Source organism: Microcoleus sp. B6-A1, assembly GCF_036705085.1.
GTDB lineage: Bacteria > Cyanobacteriota > Cyanobacteriia > Cyanobacteriales > Microcoleaceae > Microcoleus.
In genome coordinates this window covers 3,497-22,531 of sequence record NZ_JAUBTU010000108.1, presented here as the reverse complement: position 1 = coordinate 22,531, position 19,035 = coordinate 3,497, and the positions used below count along the sequence as shown (strand labels likewise).

Here is a 19,035-nt window from a genome sequence, read left to right as displayed (position 1 = left end):
CTTTTTGGACGGGCGGGACGCCCATCCCACTTTCAAGAGTGGAAGTTATTTAATTCTCATTCCTTAGTCGCCCGTAAGGCCGTGTAAACTTCCCCATAGCAGATAATATTTCGACAAAACCAGCCCAAACCGAGAAAGCCTAAACTCAGAAACCCGGTTTCGAGTATCAATCTTGGGTTTGACAGCGAAGTATCTGTAAACTACCCGCCGCTGGCGAGTCAGACGGCTGGTCTTCTAACGCTTTTAGTCGAGTTTTCTGCTAAAGTTCAAGTCCGCGCGCGATCGAAAAACTTCCTAAATTCTCAATCCCTATCTAAAAATTATGAAAAAAGCCCGCGAAACAGCACGCGAACTCGCACTCCTCGGCATCAGCCAACTGCCGACGAATCCAGAACTCTTAGAAGCCAAGAAACTGCAAGATGTTCTCCTCGCCGCCATCCGCACCCTGACAACAGAAGTTCAAGAATCCCTAGAAGCAGCAGCATCCGAAGTGCAGCGGAGTAGCGACAAACTGCTTGCCAGCGAAATCCGCGCCGCCGATATACAAAGTGCTAGAGCAATGGTGCGGGAAGCAGTCGAACTCACCCAAACCGCAATCAACCGTCTCGGTTCAGCAATGGAGTTTCCAGAACTGATCCAGCTAGCCAACCAGCAAGATGTCCGCACCTACGCTTTGCAAATCCTGACGAAAGTCAGCGCCAACCGTGTTCAAATTGATGAATTGCTCTCGGAAGCCCTTGTAGACTGGCAAATAGAACGGTTGCCCCGGATCGATCGAGATATCATGAGAATCGCGATCGCCGAAATGCTATATCTAGGCTTACCCGAACAAGTCAGCGTCAACGAAGCCGTACAACTGGCAAAACGCTACAGCGGTGACGATGGACATCGCTTCATCAACGGAGTCCTCCGCCGAGTAGTCGATAAAATCAACGCAGAAGTTGTTAGTCCCTAGTCGTTAGTCAGTAGTCCTCCGGGTGCTTGGTAGGCACCTTACCCGGAGGGTGCACGCCGGGGCGCGAACCTTACCCAGTGTCATTAGCAATCCGCAATCCGCAATCGGCAATCCGCTCTAAACTAAGGACTAATAACTATATTCCCAATTTCCTATGGTATTTAATTGGTTTCGTCGCCAGTACAGCGAAAACAAATCTTCTGAAACAGAGGCAACCCCCGAACAGCCGCCAGATGAGTCTGCAAAATCCGCACCGGTTGAGCCTCAAACAGATGCAGCAGAGCAAGACTCTCCTGCTGTAGCCGAAGATTATCTCAATTGGGCAAAAGCTGCTTACAAAAATATTCAAAAACAGCAAAAACCCGAAACAGAAGTTTTCGAGATAGCCGCGCCCGATGTTCCAGCAGCCGAAGCAGAAATCGCGACAGTTGCAGAAGTTGCAGAAGCGGCGACTATTGAAGCAACGGAGCCGATCGAACTTGAACCAGCACCCACAGCGCCAACTGTTGCAGAAGTTCCAGAAGTTGCAGAACCCGCAACAGTTGAAGCTACCGAGGCGATAGAACTCGATGCAGCCAACCCCGCAGAAATTCCCGAAACTCTGCAACCCACAGCCGGGGCGATCGACATTGCACCTATTGCTCAACAATTAGAAGTTACAGCAGAAAATATAGAAATTGCCGAACCTGCAACTGAGGTTGTAGAAACCGAATCACTCGCATCCGACGGCGAAGCAGCCGAAGCCCTGCCGTTTTGGGCCAGAGCTCAGGCCGATCGCATGGAGCGCATCGAACGCCTCAAAGAAACCGCCATTGAAGAACCAGACGTAATTGCAGCCGCCGCCGAGAGAGCCGCAATTATCGAAGAAATTCCCGGTTTCGCCTTTGACGAAGGCTTCCTGTGGTCTTCAGAAATCTTAGCCAGTCAAGGCCGCCGCCCAGACCAAGTATCAGTTGAAGAAATCACTTGGCTGCAAAAACTGCGGAAAGGCTTAGAAAGAACTCGCCGCAGCTTAATTAATCGACTAAAGGCGATCGTCGGTCAAGGGCCGCTCAATCAAGACGCGGTAGCCGAAATTGAGACTTTGCTGCTACAAGCCGATGTCGGAGTCGCAGCCACCGACATCATTATCAGTCGCCTCCAAGAAAGACTCACACAAGAAGTGCTGCCCCCAGAACAGGCTCTAGCCTACCTGAAAACCATCCTGCGCGACATTCTGGACGCTCCCTGTGCCGAAACCGCCGCCGGGAATCCCGCCTACAGCCTGACATTTGCCCCGGAAAAAGACACTTTTAACATCTGGTTAATCGTAGGAGTCAACGGTGCGGGCAAAACTACGACGATCGGCAAACTGGCCCATATTGCCCAAAAATCCGGCTACAAAACCCTAATTGCCGCCGCCGACACTTTCCGCGCCGCCGCCGTCGAACAGGTGAAAGTTTGGGGTTCCCGCAGTGGGGTCGAAATTATTGCCAACCCAGGGAAAAATACCGATCCGGCTGCTGTCGTGTTTGATGCGATCGCCGCCGCCAGCGCCCGCGGCACAGAACTGTTGATCGTAGACACCGCAGGCCGCCTGCAAAACAAAAAAAATCTGATGGACGAATTAAGTAAAATCCGTCGCATTGTAGATAAGAAAGCCCCAGGCGCTACCGTAGAATCTCTACTGGTCTTGGATGCGACACTGGGTCAAAATGGTTTGCGACAGGCAGAAGTGTTCGCAGAATCGGCCAAATTAAGCGGAGTAGTATTGACAAAACTCGACGGTTCTGCTAAAGGTGGTGTTGCCCTAGCAGTAGTGCAGCAACTTGGTCTGCCCATCCGCTTTATTGGAGTCGGGGAAAGCATCGAAGACTTGCGCCCGTTTTCTAGTTACGAATTTGTGGAAGCCCTACTCGATTTTAGATTTTAGATTTTAGATTTTAGATTGATGAGGTATCTGCCAGCCGCCCCGATTTTTGGAGGCGGATACAGAGTTTCAAAATCTCCAATCGTTAACCTCAAACTACCATCGCAGGACTTGCGCCACCACGGGCGGCGAGTGAAAACTAAATACCTAGAAACAATACCTTCCCCCTGTTCTTGCTGGGTTGGGTTCAAAGCGCCAGTAGTGTGTCAAATTAAGCTCAAATTTAGTATCAGTCTGCTGTCTGATTGCACAGTCTTCCCGATACCCCTGACCACGAATTTCAAAGGTGGTACCCGCCACGTGATTTATCCGTGGAATCAATCCCAAATCGAAAATCGAAAATCCTCAAGCCCCCGCATTTATCCGTAGGGTCAATCGAAAATCGAAAATCGAAAATCGATTGACCCTCCCCTTAAGAAGGGCGACAGCAAATGGTTAAAGTCCCCCTTCTTAAGGGAAGCCGCTGCGGTCTTGGGGCCCCCCAAGTAAAGCAAGTGGCGTGGATTTAGGGGGTTCTAGACTCAGCTATAAAGGAGATTTCTGAAGAATTTTACACTTAAGTTGATACCAATGTCCTAGTGCCCAACTTACTCGATCAAACCAAACTACTTGCTAGAAAAAAAAACGGGTTTCTGTTCAAGTGGCCCGTAAGTCCTCAATCATTCCTCCTCCGTCTAAAATCGAAAATCACAAATTTACAATGACTGCTGTGCCTTTGCCTCGCCCCTCACCTCAACCTGCTGACCGCCCTTCGGGTCGCAATTCCACCGACGCGACGCCAGTATTTGCCCTCAAAGAACTGGTGGCGCGTTTGCACCGATATCAGCACAACGTTCAAGATATGTTGGGTTCGCTGGGATTTGCCCTGCGAAGTTTTAACAATCTCAACCAATTTTTGGAGTTGGTTCCTTTGGTTGCGACTCGCGTTACGGACGCCGACGGGGGAGCTCTAGTGCTGTTCAAACCCAACGGTCAAGTCAGGTTCCAGCAGTTGCATTGTCAGGAAGGACGGCAGTGCCAAGATATGCGAAAAGCCCTGGAAATAGCCACCAGGCAAGCTACAGCAGGTGCGGGCGCTACTGCTGGAACGTTTTCGGAAACCTCTGGGCAAACTTCTAGTCTAGACCTGCAAGTCGGTCGTTATTTGGGCCCGGATGTTCATTTGTTTGGGGCGCCAATTTTAGTCAACAATTTGGAACGCGGACGGCTTTATGTTTTTAGCAGTGATCCGCAATATCTCTGGACTCCCAGCAGACAGAAATTAGTTCGGTTGGTGGCGGATCAAACCGCAGTGGCTATTTGCAAAGACGAACTTACTGTTAAGTTGGCGGAAAAAGACCGCTTAGACAGAGAGTTAGAAATCGGGGCGGAAATTCAATTGCGGCTGCAACCCCGCAGTTGTCCGAAAATTCCCGGCCTTGACGTGGCCGCCCGCTGCCAAACTGCTAGCAGAGTCGGCGGAGATTATTATGATTTTATTCCCGCTGACTATGACCCGATCGGCAAGGAGAATGAGGGGGAACACCCCCCATCCCTAATTAAAAATCTCAAGTCCAAAATCGACAAGGGCCGCTGGAGCATTGTCATCGGCGACGTGATGGGCAAAGGAGTACCGGCGGGCCTGTTGATGACGATGACACGGGGTATGCTGCGGGCGGAGGTTTTGAACCGCCACTCGCCGTCGAGAATTTTGCAACATTTAAACCGGGTTATGCACGCGGATTTGGAAAATTCCCACCGTTTTGTGACTCTGTTTTATTCGGAGTATGATCCGAAAACTCGCGTTTTGGCTTACAGCAATGCTGCTCACCACCCGCCTTTGCTGTGGCAAGCTGCAACTAATTCGATTCTTCAGCTTGATACTTTGGAGGGAATGTTAATTGGCCTGGATGCGGATTCGCACTACCAAGAAGCAAGCGTGCAATTGCAGCCAGGAGATACGATTATTTACTACACAGACGGATTTACCGATGCTGCTAATCAAAGGGGCGATCGGTTTGATGAGGATAACTTGACCTCGGCTTTTCAGTGGGCCTGTCAAAATTATCAGCAGTCTGAAGAAATTTTGGATTATTTGTTCGATCGCGTACACCAGTTTATCGGCATCGGCAATCGTAACGAAGATGACATGACACTGGTTGTACTGAGGGTAACACCTTTAGCAGGAGAAAATCACCATGATAGTTAATTTAATGCCGGAAATTACTGCTGGATTAACCAGTTCGATTAATTGGAACGATGTCGCTCACGTGTTAGTTTTGAAATCTCATTTGAGTTCGACTGTGGTTTTGGCTCAAAGTTACGAAATTTTTACCAATGTCCAGAAAGCTTGGAACAATTTTGTTTCGACTGGTCAAATAGGAGCTTTTATTATAGGTATTTTTGTTGGCTGGTTCTTTAAAGGGATTTTTCGTTAGAGTTATTGTCGCCGAAGGTATCTGGAACGGATTTAAAAGGTTTGTAGCCCAAAGTTCACTTCTTTCTGATGCAGCAAAAGTTTCACAATTTTGTAGTCCAGACTTCAGTTTTTTCGGGTCAAAAGATGTATAAAAAGTTTGTAGTCAGGACTTGAGTTTTTTATTGCCGAATTGGGAATGGAGGACTAAAGTCCTGACTACAAACCGGAGGAAGGACTTTAGTCTTTGCTAGAAATCGGTTTTTATAGACTTCTGCAAGAGAGATATAATCTAGTTTTAGCTTGAGCAATGACAACACAACAAAAAACTTGGAGTCAAAGATTTGAATCGGCGCTGCACCCGGCGATCGCCCGATTCAATGCTAGTATTGGCTTCGATATTGAATTGATTGAGTATGACTTGACTGGTTCTGTCGCTCACGCTAAAATGCTGGCCAAAACGGGGATTATTTCCGCAGCAGAAGGCGAACAGTTAGTCAATGGTTTGGAACAGATTCGCCGCGAATACCGCCAAGGACTTTTTGTTCCGGGAGTTGATGCAGAAGACGTTCACTTCGCTGTAGAGAAGCGGCTGACGGATATCGTGGGGGATGCTGGGAAAAAGTTGCACACTGCCCGATCGCGCAACGATCAAGCCGGCACTGATACTCGCTTGTATTTGCGCGATCGCATCGCCGAAATTCGGGAGCAATTACGGGAATTTCAAGGGGTTTTGCTCGATCTTGCCGATCGTAACGTGGAAACTTTAATTCCCGGTTACACTCATTTGCAGCGCGCTCAGCCGATCAGTTTGGCTCATTACCTGTTAGCTTATTTTGAAATGACCGATCGCGATTGGGAACGTCTCGGCGATATCTGCAAGCGGGTGAATGTTTCGCCTTTGGGTTGTGGGGCGCTGGCGGGGACGACTTTCCCGATCGACCGACATTATACTGCAGAACTCTTGCATTTTGACAAGGTTTATGCTAATAGCTTAGATGGAGTGAGCGATCGAGATTTTGCGATCGAATTTCTCGCTGCCGCCAGCTTGATTCTGGTACACCTGAGCCGCTTGTCAGAAGAAATGATTTTGTGGTCTTCTCACGAATTTGGATTTATTACGCTCAAAGATAGCTGCGCTACTGGTTCTAGCATCATGCCCCAGAAAAAAAATCCCGACGTGCCGGAGTTGGTGCGGGGCAAAGCGGGGCGGGTGTTCGGTAACTTACAAGCTTTGTTGGTAGTAGTGAAGGGACTTCCTTTGGCCTACAACAAAGATTTGCAAGAAGATAAAGAGGCTTTGTTTGATACCGTAAGAACGGTACAGGGTTGCTTGGAAGCAATGACCATTTTGTTGCGCGAAGGCATCGAGTTTAATGGCGATCGCCTCGCTGCTGCTGTTACGGAAGACTTTTCTAATGCTACAGACGTAGCCGACTACTTGGCCGCCAAAGGCGTTCCCTTCCGGGAAGCTTACAACCTTGTCGGCAAAGTCGTCAAAACTTGCCTTTCGGGGGGCAAACTCCTCAAAGATTTGACACTTGAGGAGTGGAAAGACTTGCACCCAGCCTTTGAGACAGACATTTACAGCGCGATCGCACCTCAGCAAGTGGTGGCGGCTCGCAATAGTTACGGGGGTACCGGGTTTGAACAAGTGAGAAAATCACTTATCGCTGCGCGCGATCGAATCGCCTAAACATCTCGCCTAAACATCGTTGAATTATTGGACAAATTCCGGCTGGCTATCTCTCCTTAGAACGAGCGTGTTTTCCACTCTGGTTCTAAGTTCGGCAGATAGCCTGACTCAATTAATCTTCAGCAGCAGCCATGTCTTTGTCTCTGCCGCCACCGCTCATGGCGCCCATGCCACCGCCGTTACCGCCGTCAAATCGTCTTCTCTTGTTGGAGAACATATCTTGATTTCTCCGCTTACGAAACTTGCGAGCGTATGCTTGATTTCGTTGTGCCTTCTCTTTCTTGAGATTGCGGCGCTTAGCCATTCTGACCTCACTAATAAACATTGACAGTCCCCGGGCTTTCACGCCCAGGGATTCTTAAGTTTGACACTCTGTGCACTCTTGGTGACTGAGATTCTTGGTTCAGCGAAGTCACTTGCTTGTAACAGGATTTCTCCAGCCAAAATATAGGTGTCTTCTCCCCAAGCGTAAATTCCGGTATGTCCTACCGTACTCGATCGGTTCTCTTTCTGTAGCTAGGTTTTCTTCAAATTTAGCTTTCGTGACGCTGCCACAACAATCGCAAGCGATATGGTTTAGGCTTCTGAGTCCTGTTAAGGAGATCGAGAACTTCCTTCAAGGTACTCCCATCGTTTCCCTCTACGGCGTTTTAAAGTGAGGAACACGTCCAGCCCCACTGATATTATAAAAAGGAATTGGTTCGTCTCGTTGTCCACCTCTCCACGGCTCAAAGCTATGCTTTTGAGATTATGAACGGGTGGAATCAGGAGTTTGACGCGCCTTTTATCCCACACTAACCTTTGATCGGTATAGTGTGGGGATTCCTGTCTGCCTAGCTAAACCGCAACACCGTTAGGTGTGACTACGCACTCAACTAATCCAGTTAAGTTTTTACGTGGGCTAGTTATACTCAATTTTAGACCGATGACGATCATAGCACACCCGGTACAAGACCCAGAAAAAAGAACACCGGGATTCAAGTCACTGGGAATCTGGGTGCGATCGGGACGCAATGTTGTCAATCTTCCAGAAGATTTCTATACACTCTTGACAAAATACGACGAATGACAATTTATCCCGGTGACGTAGCTCCTCTCTTCAGCCTGCCCGACGCGCAAGGCAATATCGTCAGCCTTGCAGATTTTCGAGGGCGGCGAGTTGTACTGTATTTTTACCCTAGGGACAACACCCCAGGCTGTACTAAAGAAGCTTGCGACTTTCGCGACATTTACTTAGACTACCAGTCGCGCAATATAGCAGTCCTCGGCGTCAGTACAGACGGGGCGGGGGCCCACGCCAAGTTTGCAGCTAAATATCAACTGCCTTTTCCCTTGCTTTGCGACTCAAACGCCGAAGTTGCTACCGCCTACGGCTGTTACGGACTCAAAAAATTTATGGGAAAAGAATTTATCAAAGATTTGGGTTTAAAACCCCTTCTTCAGTGGCAGGCTTTAATTGTAAAGTTTTAACAACTCGCCGAACATTTTATGCGGGGGCTTGTAGTATAAGATGAGAGGTGAAGTCATGTTAGTTTTTGAGTTCAAGGCATACGGAAAATCGAATCAGTTCAAAGCAGTAGGCGAAGCAATTCGTACTGCTAAGTTTGTCCGCAATAGCTGTTTGCGTTATTGGATGGACAACAATAAAGTGGGCAAAAACGACTTAAATAAATACTGCGCCGTACTAGCTCGCGATTTTCCCTTTGCCGACGAACTCAACTCAATGGCAAGACAAGCTAGCGCAGAACGGGCATGGTCTTCTATTTCCCGATTTTACGATAACTGCAAGAAAAATATTCCTGGTAAAAAAGGGTATCCACAATTTCAAAGAGATTGCCGCTCGGTGGAATACAAAACCAGTGGCTGGAAACTTGCTGACGATCTCAAATCAATCAACTTTACCGACAAAAAAGGAATTGGACGATTAAAACTAAAAGGCACACGCGATCTACATTTTTACCAAATTAGCCAAATAAAAAGGGTGAGATTGGTCAAACGTGCTGATGGCGTGTACGTCCAATTCTGTGTGGATGTCGATAGAAAAGAAAACACAGAACCCTCTGGTACTACGATCGGATTAGACGTGGGATTGAAGGAATATTACACCGATTCAAACGGAACTACGGTTGAAAACCCGAGGTTTCTGATCAAAGGTGAGAAAGTCCTCAAACGCTCTGGGCGTCGCGTATCCAGGAAAGTTAAAGGTTCAAGAAATAGGGCCAAAGCTCGGCAGATTCTAGGCAAGCGCCATCTCAAAATAAGTAGACAACGTAAAGACCATGCTGTGAAATTAGCAAGGTGCGTAATCTCATCAAACGATGTAGTCGTCTACGAAGATTTGAGAATCAAAAACATGGTGAAGAATCATTGTCTGGCTAAGTCCATTAATGACGCATCTTGGTATCAATTTCGTGTTTGGCTTGAATACTTTGGAAAAGTGTTTGAAAAAATCACGGTTGCGGTGAATCCCCAATACACCAGTCAAGAATGCTCTAGCTGCGGTGAAATCGTGAAGAAAACGCTATCTACAAGAACCCATGCTTGTAAATGTGGTTGTGTCTTGGATCGTGACGAAAACGCAGCTAAAAATATCCTTAGTCGAGGATTGGGTACGGTAGGGCATACCGGAACCTTTGGTCTTGAACCAATCAACTCTTTGGGAGAATTAGTCTCTACTGTTGTTGGAGAAATCCTGCCTCAGCAAACTGGCTCGTAGATCAAAGAATCCCCACGCCTTCAGGCCCGGGAGTGTCAAGGGAATTACTCGATCGACTTTCGCGATCGACCCTGATGGTAGGATTGAAAAGGTTTACCGCAAAGTCAAACCAGAATCTCACGCAGCGGACTTACTAAAATCCTCGACATTTCTGGATAAATCCCGAAATAGCTAAGTAAGTCCAGGCTTTCGTTATTAGGGAGCGTTAAAGTTCATACCTTGGAGTACGTGCCAGCCCCAAGCACTATAACTTCGCAGTTAAACAGGCAAGGATTTGTAAAGCCAGTGCTGTGGAGAAAGTACCGCCTAATAACTATGCCGAGGCAACCTTTACTAATTAGGAATAGACGCAACCATGTCTAAAACCCCCAATCAAGTATTCGTACTTGACGCTGACAAAAAACCTCTAACTCCGTGCCTGCCAGTGATAGCTAGAAAGCTGTTAAATGCAGGCAAAGCAAAGGTTTTCAGACTGTACCCATTTACAATTATTCTGGGAAAATCGGTCAAGGATCTACCAGAACCAATTGAAATCCGCATCGACCCTGGTAGCAAAACGAATGGCATAGCTTTGGTTCAGGGAACCCAGGTCATTTGGGGCGCCCAAGTCACCCATCGGGGTCAAGCCATCAAATCTCGACTTGAAACCCGTCGAGCCGTTCGACGCAACCGCCGTAACCGCAAAACTCGTTATCGAAAAGCGAGATTCTTAAATCGTACTCGTCCGAAAGGCTGGCTGCCTCCGAGCTTGCAGCACCGAGTATTAACGACTATGACGTGGGTTTCTCGCCTTCGCAAGCTAGCACCCATCCAATCAATTGCTTTCGAGTTAGTAAGCTTTGACACTCAAAAAATGCAAAATCCAGAGATTTCTGGCGTTGAGTATCAGCAAGGGGAATTGCAAGGCTACGAGGTTAGGCAATACCTACTCGAAAAGTGGAATCGGAAGTGTGCTTACTGTGGTAGTGAAAATTTACCGCTGCAAGTCGAACATATCAACCCACGCGCCAAGGGCGGCAGTAATCGTGTTTCCAACCTGTGCTTAGCTTGCGAAAAATGTAACCTCAAAAAGGGGACTCAAGATGTCAAGGATTTTCTTAAGAAAAAGCCCGAAGTTCTCAAGAAAATAATGAGTCAAGCTAAAACCCCATTGAAAGATGCAGCGGCAGTTAACGCAACCAAGTCCGCTTTGTTCCAAGCTTTAAAAGCTACAGAGATTGAACCTATTTATGTAGGACGCGGTTCTTTAACCAAGTTCAATCGGACTAACTTAAAGCTTCCAAAGGCTCACTGGATCGACGCTGCTTGCTGTGGAGATGTAAGTCAAGGTTTGACTTTGGCTGTCAATCAACCGCTGTTGATTAAGGCAATGGGTTGGGGCAGTCGTCAAGTCGTACCGACCGATAAATATGGGTTTCCGCGTTCGGGGTATAAACCCAAGAAAAAAGTCGCAGGCTGGAATACTGGAGACATTGTTTCAATAATTGACGGAAAACATCAGGGGGTTAAGTGTAAAAGAATTAAAACCACTAGGTTCAAAGGTAATTTTGATATTCGAGTGAGCAATAGCGTGATTAGCGTTTCTCGAAATCACCTTAAACCCGTTCATCGTAACGATGGTTATAACTACTCGTTTGCATGAGATTGTCATAAAATGTCTAAAAAAGCAGTAAGAGCTACAAGCTAGCAGGCCTGAAATTACTTTCTCCTAAACAAGCTTTTGAGTTTATGCGTCGATTGTGGCAAATTGTACAAACTGTGCTGGGACTGATTTTCCGACATCCCGTCACTGGTACTGCGGTGATTCCCGTATTGCCTGACGGGCGAATTGTGTTAATTCGCCGCCGCGACAACGGTCGCTGGGCACTGCCGGGAGGTATGGTGGATTGGGGAGAGGATATTCCCACAACTGTGCGGCGGGAATTAGCGGAGGAAACAGGACTCGATTTAGTCAAAATTCGTCGCTTGGTGGGTGTTTATTCGGCTGCCGATAGAGATCCTCGCCTGCACTCGATTTGTATCGTGGTGGCAGCAGAGGTAGAGGGAAAGATGCAAGTTCAGGATACGCTTGAAGTCAGCGAGGTTGAGGCTTTTTTGCCCGCATCGCTGCCGGAGGGGGCGCTCAGCCACGATAACGACCAACACTTACAGGACTATTTTCAAGGCCTGACAACTTTGGCGTAAATCGCGGGGCATCCAAATTTGAGAAAAATCGGAAATTACCTCGCGGTCAAAAATTGTCTGTTATGAATGTGGAATTAATTTTCACTGTTTTCCTACTTTTATTCACAAGCTCTGAACATTAAATTAATCATCTTTTTATTACTAAATATTTAACCGGATGTACTCACCGCTACGAAATTCTCGGGTCAAACTCTCTGTAGGGCAAATCTTTTGGCACGAAGTCGGTCAAGGCCCGAATTTAGTATTTTTGCACGGTTCTTGGCACGACAGCAGTCAGTGGCTGAGGACGATCGAACATTTGAGCCCCTACTACCAATGTTTCGCACCGGATTTGCTGGGGTTTGGCGACTCGGAACGCCCGAAAATTCATTATTCGATCGACTTGGAAGTAGAATGTCTCGCCCAATACATCGATACTTTGAAGTTGCGACAGGTTTATTTAATCGCTCACTCTCTGGGCGGCTGGGTGGCCACCAGCTACGCTATCAAATATCCCGATCGAGTTCAGGGTTTGGTGTTGTTGGCCCCAGAAGGTGTCAAGGTTGGCAACCGGCGGGGGCGGTGGCAGACGGCTAGCTGGCTAATGGGCCAACCTCCGCTGGCTTTGTGGTTGCTGCGATCGATCTATCCAATTGCTAAGTTGCTGGGTAGCCAAAAAAAGATTGACGGATTGCTAAAGTTCAGACAGCAGTTGATGCAGTCCCCTGTTGCCGTGCAGTTGCTGTTCCGGCGGCGGCGGGCGGAAATTACAGCGGAATTAGTCGAGGAGAATTTGCCTTTGCTGAAAGCGCCTGTTTTGCTGTTGCACGGTTCTGAAGATACTCCTGCAGCTTCGTCTCTGTGTCAATCCTATGCTGCTCTGGCTCCTAATGCCGAACTGCAATTGGTCAGTCCGGGGGAAAGCAATTTGCCGCAGGAAGCCCCGGATGTTGTCGCTAAGTATATTCGCGAGTTTGCTAGGTGAATTGGGAATTGGTCATTGGTCATTGGTCATTGGTCATTGGTCATTGATAAAATGAGAACACTCAACAGTCAACACTCAACAGTCAACACTCAACAGTCAACAGTCAACAGTCAACAGTCAACAGTCAACAGTTAACAGGCTAATTCCCCAAAAAATAGCCTCTGGTGCGTCAATTAAGCCGGAGGCTGTATCAGGAAAGGCTGCGGTGAGGTATTTTAAAAGCATAGTGCGATCGCCCCCCGTGACCGCAATTTTGCTATCAGGAAACAAACATCGCCAATCTTCAATAAAATCCCTAACTCCTGCCACCGTCGCATACACAACTCCGCTTTGAATTGCTCCAGCAGTGTCTGTCGCCCAGCGGTGCGGCAGATTTTGTGGTAGGCTAATTAAAGGTAATGCAGCAGTTTTTTTACCTAACGACGATAACTGCAAACCCAAACCTGGTAAAATTGCGCCCCCAACTAAATACCTATTGACATCAGCCCCAGTAAATGTTAAAGCTGTACCAGCATCTATAAGTAAAACTGGCCAACCAAATTGGTTGCCAGCGCCCAGTAAAGCCAAAGCTCTGTCAATTCCCAGGGTAGGATAGAGTCCCCCGATCGGCAACTGGTCTAAAGTAATAATTCGGACATTTGGATAACTCTGCCAAATTGCTGTTTGCTGGGTAACTACTGAAGCCAAAATTAGAGGCAGTTGCACGAAAGAAAGTGTGTGAGGATTAGAAAAAGCGGGAGTAGCAGGAAGACAAAGGAGATTTTGAGCAGATATTTCCTCGATCGACCTCCTTACTGTTTGCACCAAATATTCTGCCTTTTCCTGCTCCGAGAGCGAGGAAACAGTATCAGCATTGAGATGCTCTGTATCCCATGTTTTCTTCAGAGTTTTGCCCGCAAATAATCCCCAGTGCAGCCGGGAATTGCCGATCGCCAAAGCTATTTTAATCTGGGCTTTACCTGTCCATCCAGAAGTAATGTTGTCGGTGCTTGCTGGCGAACGAAAATTGTCGGGAATTGAATTTTCCATGTTGAGCTAGCCGGCGCAAACATTGAACTAAAGATAGATTTTAGATTAATTTTATGCTTAACCGGGCGGTTAACTCTATTTGACATCTGACCAAGTTCCATGCAGCGCACCAATTAGTATTGTGGGCTGCAGAGGGCAGAGTTGCTAAATATAAATATTTGTAAAGCAAATAATTGCTTTGCTCAGGCAGCATCCTTTATAATGTCTTAAGATATTCCAAAAGTCCTGGTAGCTGCGATGGGGCTGTTGGCGGGGTAAGCACAGGTTTATAAAACCAGACTCAATCAAAATACTGTACAACTGCTGAGTAAATATGTCTTTACAAATACAAGAACACGAAAACCCCTGGCACAGAGTAACTTCGCGGTTGCCTGAATCTGAAAACTGGATGCAGCAAGAAAGTCTTTCGCTGCCGGAAGTAGACCAACAAAAAGCCATAATTGTGCAGATGCAGCAGCAAGTTCAGTTATCAAACTTGCTGAACCAAATTAATAACGAAATTCGCAGTACACTTGACATAGAAGAAATTTTGACATCGGCCTGCAGATTGCTCGGGCAAGCATTACAGTGCAGCCGCGTGAGCATTTTAGTCAAAGAATCAAATACAGAAAAAACTTTAGTCACGCGCGGAGAGTACAACGCGGGGGACTATCCGATCCAACTGGGAATGAAAGTACCGATGAGTGACAACCCGCATTTGGCTGCCGTCGTGTCTCAGCAAGAGTCCCTAGCATTGACGAAGTTTCTCGATTTTCCGGGATTGAACCCACAAACCAGAAACATTGCCGAAGCTTTGGAGATTAAGTCAATGCTGGCAGTAGCTACTCGCTATCAAGGTGAAGTGAATGGCATAATTGGCTTGCATCAGTGCGATCGCGAACGGGAATGGACTGATTGGGAAAGGCAGCTTTTAGAAGGGGTAGGATCGCAATTGGCGATCGCAATCAATCAAGCCAAACTCTATAGCACAACCAGGCGCCAAGCCGAACGAGAATCGCTGCTACGGCTGATCGGCAACCAAATTCGCAGTACCCTGGATCTGGGAACTATCCTGGAAACAGCGGTGAGGGAAGTCCGCCAACTGTTGCAGTGCGATCGAGTAATTATCTATCAGTTTCAAGACAACTGGCAAGGAAAAGTTGTTGTTGAAAACATGACTGTTCCTTGGCCTTCAATTTTAGGAGATATGGGGGCTGATAAGTGTTTCCGGGGAGATTACGCCGATCTTTACCAGCAAGGGCGAGTCAAAGCAATTAATGATATTTTTAATGCTGGTTTAGAGCCTTGTCATGTCGATTTCTTAGATAGTTTGCAGGTAAAAGCTAATCTGATTGTGCCAATTGTTACATCCAGAACTGAAGAAAATACCTCCGACACAGCCGGAAGCTATAATCCTAAATTTCCCGGTAGGCTGTGGGGTTTGCTGATTGCTCACGAGTGCGGGGATACCCGCAATTGGCAGCGGCAAGAGATGGAGTTGCTATCCCAAATAGCCAACCAAATGGCGATCGCCATTCAGCAAGCAGAACTTTACAGCCAAGTCCAAGATGCTGCGGTAAAATCTCAAGCTCAAACCCAGCAGTTGCAGGCTGCGTTAGAAGAATTGCGATCGACACAGCAGCAATTGATTCAAAGCGAAAAAATGTCAGGTTTGGGGCAAATGGTAGCGGGAATTGCTCATGAAATTAACAACGCCAACAATTTCATCCACGCTAACTTGTTTCACGCTCAAGAATATTTTAAAGCCTTGAACGAAGCTCTAGAAGTGGCCGGAAATGCCTGCCCGGAAGCAACGGCAGCAATTGTCAGAATCAATGAAGAACTAGAACTCGATTACATTCGAGAAGATTTTGGTAAACTGCTCAATTCTATGCGGGAAGGAAGCGGGAGGATTCGCTCGATCGTGATGACGCTGCGAAATTTTTCTCGTTTAGACCACGCTGAATTAAAACCAGTAGATTTGAATGAAGGTTTAGAAAGCAGTTTCTTGATGCTGCAAAACAAGTTAAAAACCCATATCAAAATAGACAAGCAATACGGCAGTTTGCCGCCCGTCCAATGTCATGCAAGTCAAATTAACCAAGTATTTTATAACTTGATTGACAATGCTTTAGATGCGCTTCAGTCAACGAGCAAACCTGGGGAATTAACCATCCGCAGTTGGCAAAGCGAGCCGGACTGGGTAACAATCTCTGTCCGCGACACGGGAAGTGGAATTCCTGCAGAAATTCAAGACAAGATTTTTGACCCATTTTTTACTACTAAACCTGTGGGTAAAGGCACTGGTTTGGGACTTTCAGTGTGCTATCAGGTAATTGTCCAAGCTCACGGCGGCAAGATCCGTTGCGTCAGTCAGGTTGGCGAAGGAAGTGAGTTTATTGTAGAGTTGCCGCTGACAAATCAGAGGAGGGTAAGTGCATAATTCCTGCTTTAGTCAGATTAACTCTGTTTTGTCACTTTGGCAGTAGTATAGAACCCATTTGACATCTTGAGGGCGATCGTCAATCACATTATGGAGCACCAATAAACTTGGTTTTTTAGCGATGCCTACGGCCAGCTTCGCTAACGCATTTTTAATGAAATCAGATTTAACTTACGCCCAAACCCCAATTTTCAGAAATTCCCAACAGAGTTATGCTTAGCCATATAAAATAAATCATGAGTATTTTTACTCGTAATTGTCTCGGCTGATTCACTTTTGTTTGCTGAAGCAGTGAACGCTGCCTCTTGGGGGGCGGCGAATGTGGGATTTAAGCTCTCCTCTACATATCTGGAAAACCCGCTTTTTATGGGGCAGAAAAAAAGATCGCATTTTTTCCGGATAAAAGTTATTGATGATGAAAGTAAGGAATAATCGCGTTCATGAATACAGGTATAAATCAACTTTTCGCTTGATGTTACACAACTCACCCTCAAGCGGGCTTATAGTCATTTGGAAATATTGAATTCATACCTGTATTCAGCAGTCACTAAATTATGTACTCATGGCAAAGATCCGACTTTTCCGACTTTACGATCCGACTTTTCCGACTGACAGAGACAGGGGTTCTAAGCCATGATAGAGAGAAGGGAAAGTCAACCCACGATATCTAGATTGTAAAGATATTGTGAACCGGCGTTGCTGAATTGGGTATGCAATTTGTAGGGCTAATCCCCCCGTGGTTGCCACACCGCTGACGGGCTAAGCACTTAGAATTACCCCTACAGGTTTTGATTCAGCAGCGCCAGAATAAGCATCTATATTAAGTAGGGAAGTAATTACACTTAACATCTAATCAGGGGCAATCTAGCCTTGAACTGCTTATTGGGAAAGCATTTGGGCAGGGTAAGCATTTTTCCAGGATTTATCTGCACCTACTTATGACGAAATTTTTCTTGCAGTGACTGATAACGATAAAGAAAGCCCAACCTCTGGTTTTCAGTCACTTCTAATCCTTAATTACTCATCATTAACACAGAAGCTATGGCTACTTCATTCACTGGTTCTTTGGGTCAAACCAATAATTACAGCGCTCTCAATGAGCTGATCGCAAAATGGCCTACTGCCACCCAAAATCAAGGCATCAAACTGTCTGGGATAGCTTTTGATGGCGTGGAAACTGACTACCTTAACCCTACTGTCATCAGCAACCTCACCTTAGCAAGTAACGAAAACCCGAAAAGCTGGTTGAGCTACGGCACTACTGGTGGTATTGGTGTCCCATCCTCTTATGATGGTTGGTTCACCGATGTCAATAAAATTCGGGCGGAAATCAACTATAATCCCAATACCAATCAATCTCAGGCGCTGAAGCTGAAATGGGCAGATAACCAAGACATTACTAGCGCCACGATCGACCTTAGCGCCTTGAGTCCCAAAACTAGCCCCGGAGTCGGCGATCAAGGTAATGAAGTTGGTTTGCTACAAATCTTTAATAATGGGACTCTGGTACCGGCCAGCAATTTTACGATCACTCGTCTCAACGCTCCGATCGCTCCAAAAGCGATTACTGCGGGTGCAGATGGAGTGACTTTCACTGGCGATCGTACCGATGGCAGCTTCCAATTCAAAATAGAAGCCAAGCCTCTCACCAACACTGCTTTTGACGAACTGCGGTTCTCCACCAAAGCCTACGATAGCCCCACCGCTGCCTACACCGCCACCTCTTTCAAAGACGATAGTTCCGACTACCTGGTACGGAAGATTGACTATCAAGGGACCTCAAATCCGCCTAGCCTTCAGTTTAGCGCCCCAACCTTCAGCGTCAACGAAGATGGGACAGCGGTTGCAGCCGTAACAGTGACGCGCACTGGTGGCAGCGCTGGCGCAGTCTCAGCTACAGTCAACTTGACCAATGGTACTGCTACAGCCCCGGCTGATTACAACAATGCCGGCATCCCTGTCAATTTTGCTGATGGGGACACAGCACCCAAGACTATTACCATTCCCATTGTCGATGACACCTTGGTGGAAGGTACCGAAACTGTCAACTTAACTTTGGCAAACCCGACAGGTGGTGCAACGATTGGGACGCAAGGTACTGCCACTTTGAGCATCGTGGACAATGACACTCTCCCTCCCAGCAGCCTGCAATTTAGTGCTCCTACTTTTAGTGTCAACGAAGATGGAACGACGAGCGCAGCCGTGACAGTCACTCGCACCGGTGACAGTACCGCAGCAGTTTCAGCTACTGTGAACCTAGCCAATGGTAGTGCTACAGCCCCTGCTGATTACGCCAATAGTCCCATCCTGGTCAATTTTGGCGCTGGCGATTCTGCATCCAAAGTCGTCAATATTCCGATCGTCAACGATACTTTGGTAGAGGATACCGAAACACTCAACTTAACTTTGACCAACCCGAATGGTGCAACGATTGGAACCCAAGGTACTGCCACTTTAGACATCGCAGACGATGACAGCACCCTGGAATTTAGTGCTCCTACTTTCAGCGTCAACGAAGATGGCACAACAGTTGCAGCAGTAACAGTGACACGTACTGGCAGTACGACTGGTGCAGCCAGTGCCACGGTGGAATTGAGTGATGATACTGCTATCGCCCCTGATGACTACACCAATACTCCCCTGACTGTCAATTTTGCCGCTGGGGATGCTGCACCCCAAACCATCACCATTCCGATCGTCAACGATACTTTGGTAGAGGATACCGAAACACTCAACTTAACTTTGACCAACCCGAATGGTGCAAC

At 47.1% G+C, this 19,035-nt stretch carries 15 protein-coding genes; 13 read left to right on the top strand and 2 right to left on the bottom strand.

The window, feature by feature from the left end; translation table 11 throughout:
- The first annotated feature begins 322 nt into the window (after window positions 1-322).
- The 5 genes from nusB (at window position 323) to argH (ending at window position 6,955) form a co-directional block, all read left to right on the top strand.
- Window positions 323-955 (top strand): transcription antitermination factor NusB, encoded by a 633-nt coding sequence (nusB, locus tag QUB11_RS27260; RefSeq protein ID WP_333150859.1) that lies wholly within the window; start codon window positions 323-325, stop codon window positions 953-955.
- Window positions 956-1,109: 154 nt separating this feature from the next.
- Window positions 1,110-2,867, top strand: a complete 1,758-nt coding sequence (gene ftsY / locus QUB11_RS27255; RefSeq protein ID WP_333392108.1) for a signal recognition particle-docking protein FtsY — start codon at window positions 1,110-1,112, stop codon at window positions 2,865-2,867.
- A gap of 697 nt (window positions 2,868-3,564) precedes the next feature.
- Window positions 3,565-5,052, top strand: coding sequence for a PP2C family protein-serine/threonine phosphatase (locus QUB11_RS27250; protein ID WP_333207354.1), 1,488 nt, complete (start codon window positions 3,565-3,567; stop codon window positions 5,050-5,052).
- Window positions 5,042-5,281: a hypothetical protein gene (locus QUB11_RS27245; RefSeq protein ID WP_333392107.1), complete on the top strand. Its 240-nt coding sequence runs from the start codon at window positions 5,042-5,044 to the stop codon at window positions 5,279-5,281. Before QUB11_RS27250 ends, QUB11_RS27245 begins: the two co-directional genes overlap by 11 nt.
- A gap of 288 nt (window positions 5,282-5,569) precedes the next feature.
- Window positions 5,570-6,955: an argininosuccinate lyase gene (gene argH, locus QUB11_RS27240; RefSeq protein ID WP_333207352.1), complete on the top strand. Its 1,386-nt coding sequence runs from the start codon at window positions 5,570-5,572 to the stop codon at window positions 6,953-6,955.
- Between the two features lie 112 nt (window positions 6,956-7,067).
- On the opposite strand, the gene QUB11_RS27235 is transcribed toward argH, so the two are convergent.
- The gene (locus tag QUB11_RS27235) at window positions 7,068-7,259 is read right to left on the bottom strand and encodes a hypothetical protein (protein WP_190738786.1); all 192 of its coding nucleotides are present in this window, start codon (window positions 7,257-7,259) and stop codon (window positions 7,068-7,070) included.
- A 621-nt stretch (window positions 7,260-7,880) separates the two neighbouring features.
- Here QUB11_RS27235 and QUB11_RS27230 point away from each other — a divergent pair.
- The 6 genes from QUB11_RS27230 to QUB11_RS27205 all read left to right on the top strand — a co-directional run bounded on the left by QUB11_RS27230 (window position 7,881) and on the right by QUB11_RS27205 (window position 12,819).
- Entirely contained in the window at window positions 7,881-8,024 is a 144-nt protein-coding gene (locus QUB11_RS27230) for a hypothetical protein (protein WP_333207351.1), read from the top strand.
- Window positions 8,021-8,425, top strand: coding sequence for a peroxiredoxin (locus tag QUB11_RS27225; RefSeq protein ID WP_333392105.1), 405 nt, complete (start codon window positions 8,021-8,023; stop codon window positions 8,423-8,425). Before QUB11_RS27230 ends, QUB11_RS27225 begins: the two co-directional genes overlap by 4 nt.
- 55 nt (window positions 8,426-8,480) lie before the next feature.
- A complete protein-coding gene (locus QUB11_RS27220) occupies window positions 8,481-9,671 on the top strand; it encodes a transposase (RefSeq protein WP_333392104.1) in 1,191 nt (396 codons plus the stop codon).
- Between the two features lie 355 nt (window positions 9,672-10,026).
- On the top strand, window positions 10,027-11,313 hold the full coding sequence (gene iscB, locus QUB11_RS27215) for an RNA-guided endonuclease IscB (protein ID WP_333392102.1): 1,287 nt from the start codon (window positions 10,027-10,029) through the stop codon (window positions 11,311-11,313).
- An 86-nt stretch (window positions 11,314-11,399) separates the two neighbouring features.
- Window positions 11,400-11,855 (top strand): NUDIX hydrolase, encoded by a 456-nt coding sequence (locus QUB11_RS27210; RefSeq protein ID WP_333082715.1) that lies wholly within the window; start codon window positions 11,400-11,402, stop codon window positions 11,853-11,855.
- 157 nt (window positions 11,856-12,012) lie between these two features.
- Window positions 12,013-12,819 (top strand): alpha/beta hydrolase, encoded by an 807-nt coding sequence (locus QUB11_RS27205; protein ID WP_333392100.1) that lies wholly within the window; start codon window positions 12,013-12,015, stop codon window positions 12,817-12,819.
- A 117-nt stretch (window positions 12,820-12,936) separates the two neighbouring features.
- Here QUB11_RS27205 and QUB11_RS27200 read toward each other — a convergent pair whose 3' ends face one another.
- Window positions 12,937-13,848, bottom strand: a complete 912-nt coding sequence (locus QUB11_RS27200; RefSeq protein ID WP_333392098.1) for a pantothenate kinase — start codon at window positions 13,846-13,848, stop codon at window positions 12,937-12,939.
- A gap of 313 nt (window positions 13,849-14,161) precedes the next feature.
- Between QUB11_RS27200 and QUB11_RS27195 the strand changes: the two genes are divergently transcribed.
- Complete coding sequence (locus QUB11_RS27195) at window positions 14,162-16,270, top strand: GAF domain-containing protein (protein WP_333392096.1); 2,109 nt, start codon at window positions 14,162-14,164, stop codon at window positions 16,268-16,270.
- 1,041 nt (window positions 16,271-17,311) lie between these two features.
- On the top strand, window positions 17,312-19,035 hold a 1,724-nt coding region (locus QUB11_RS27190), incomplete at its 3' end, for a Calx-beta domain-containing protein (protein ID WP_333392094.1).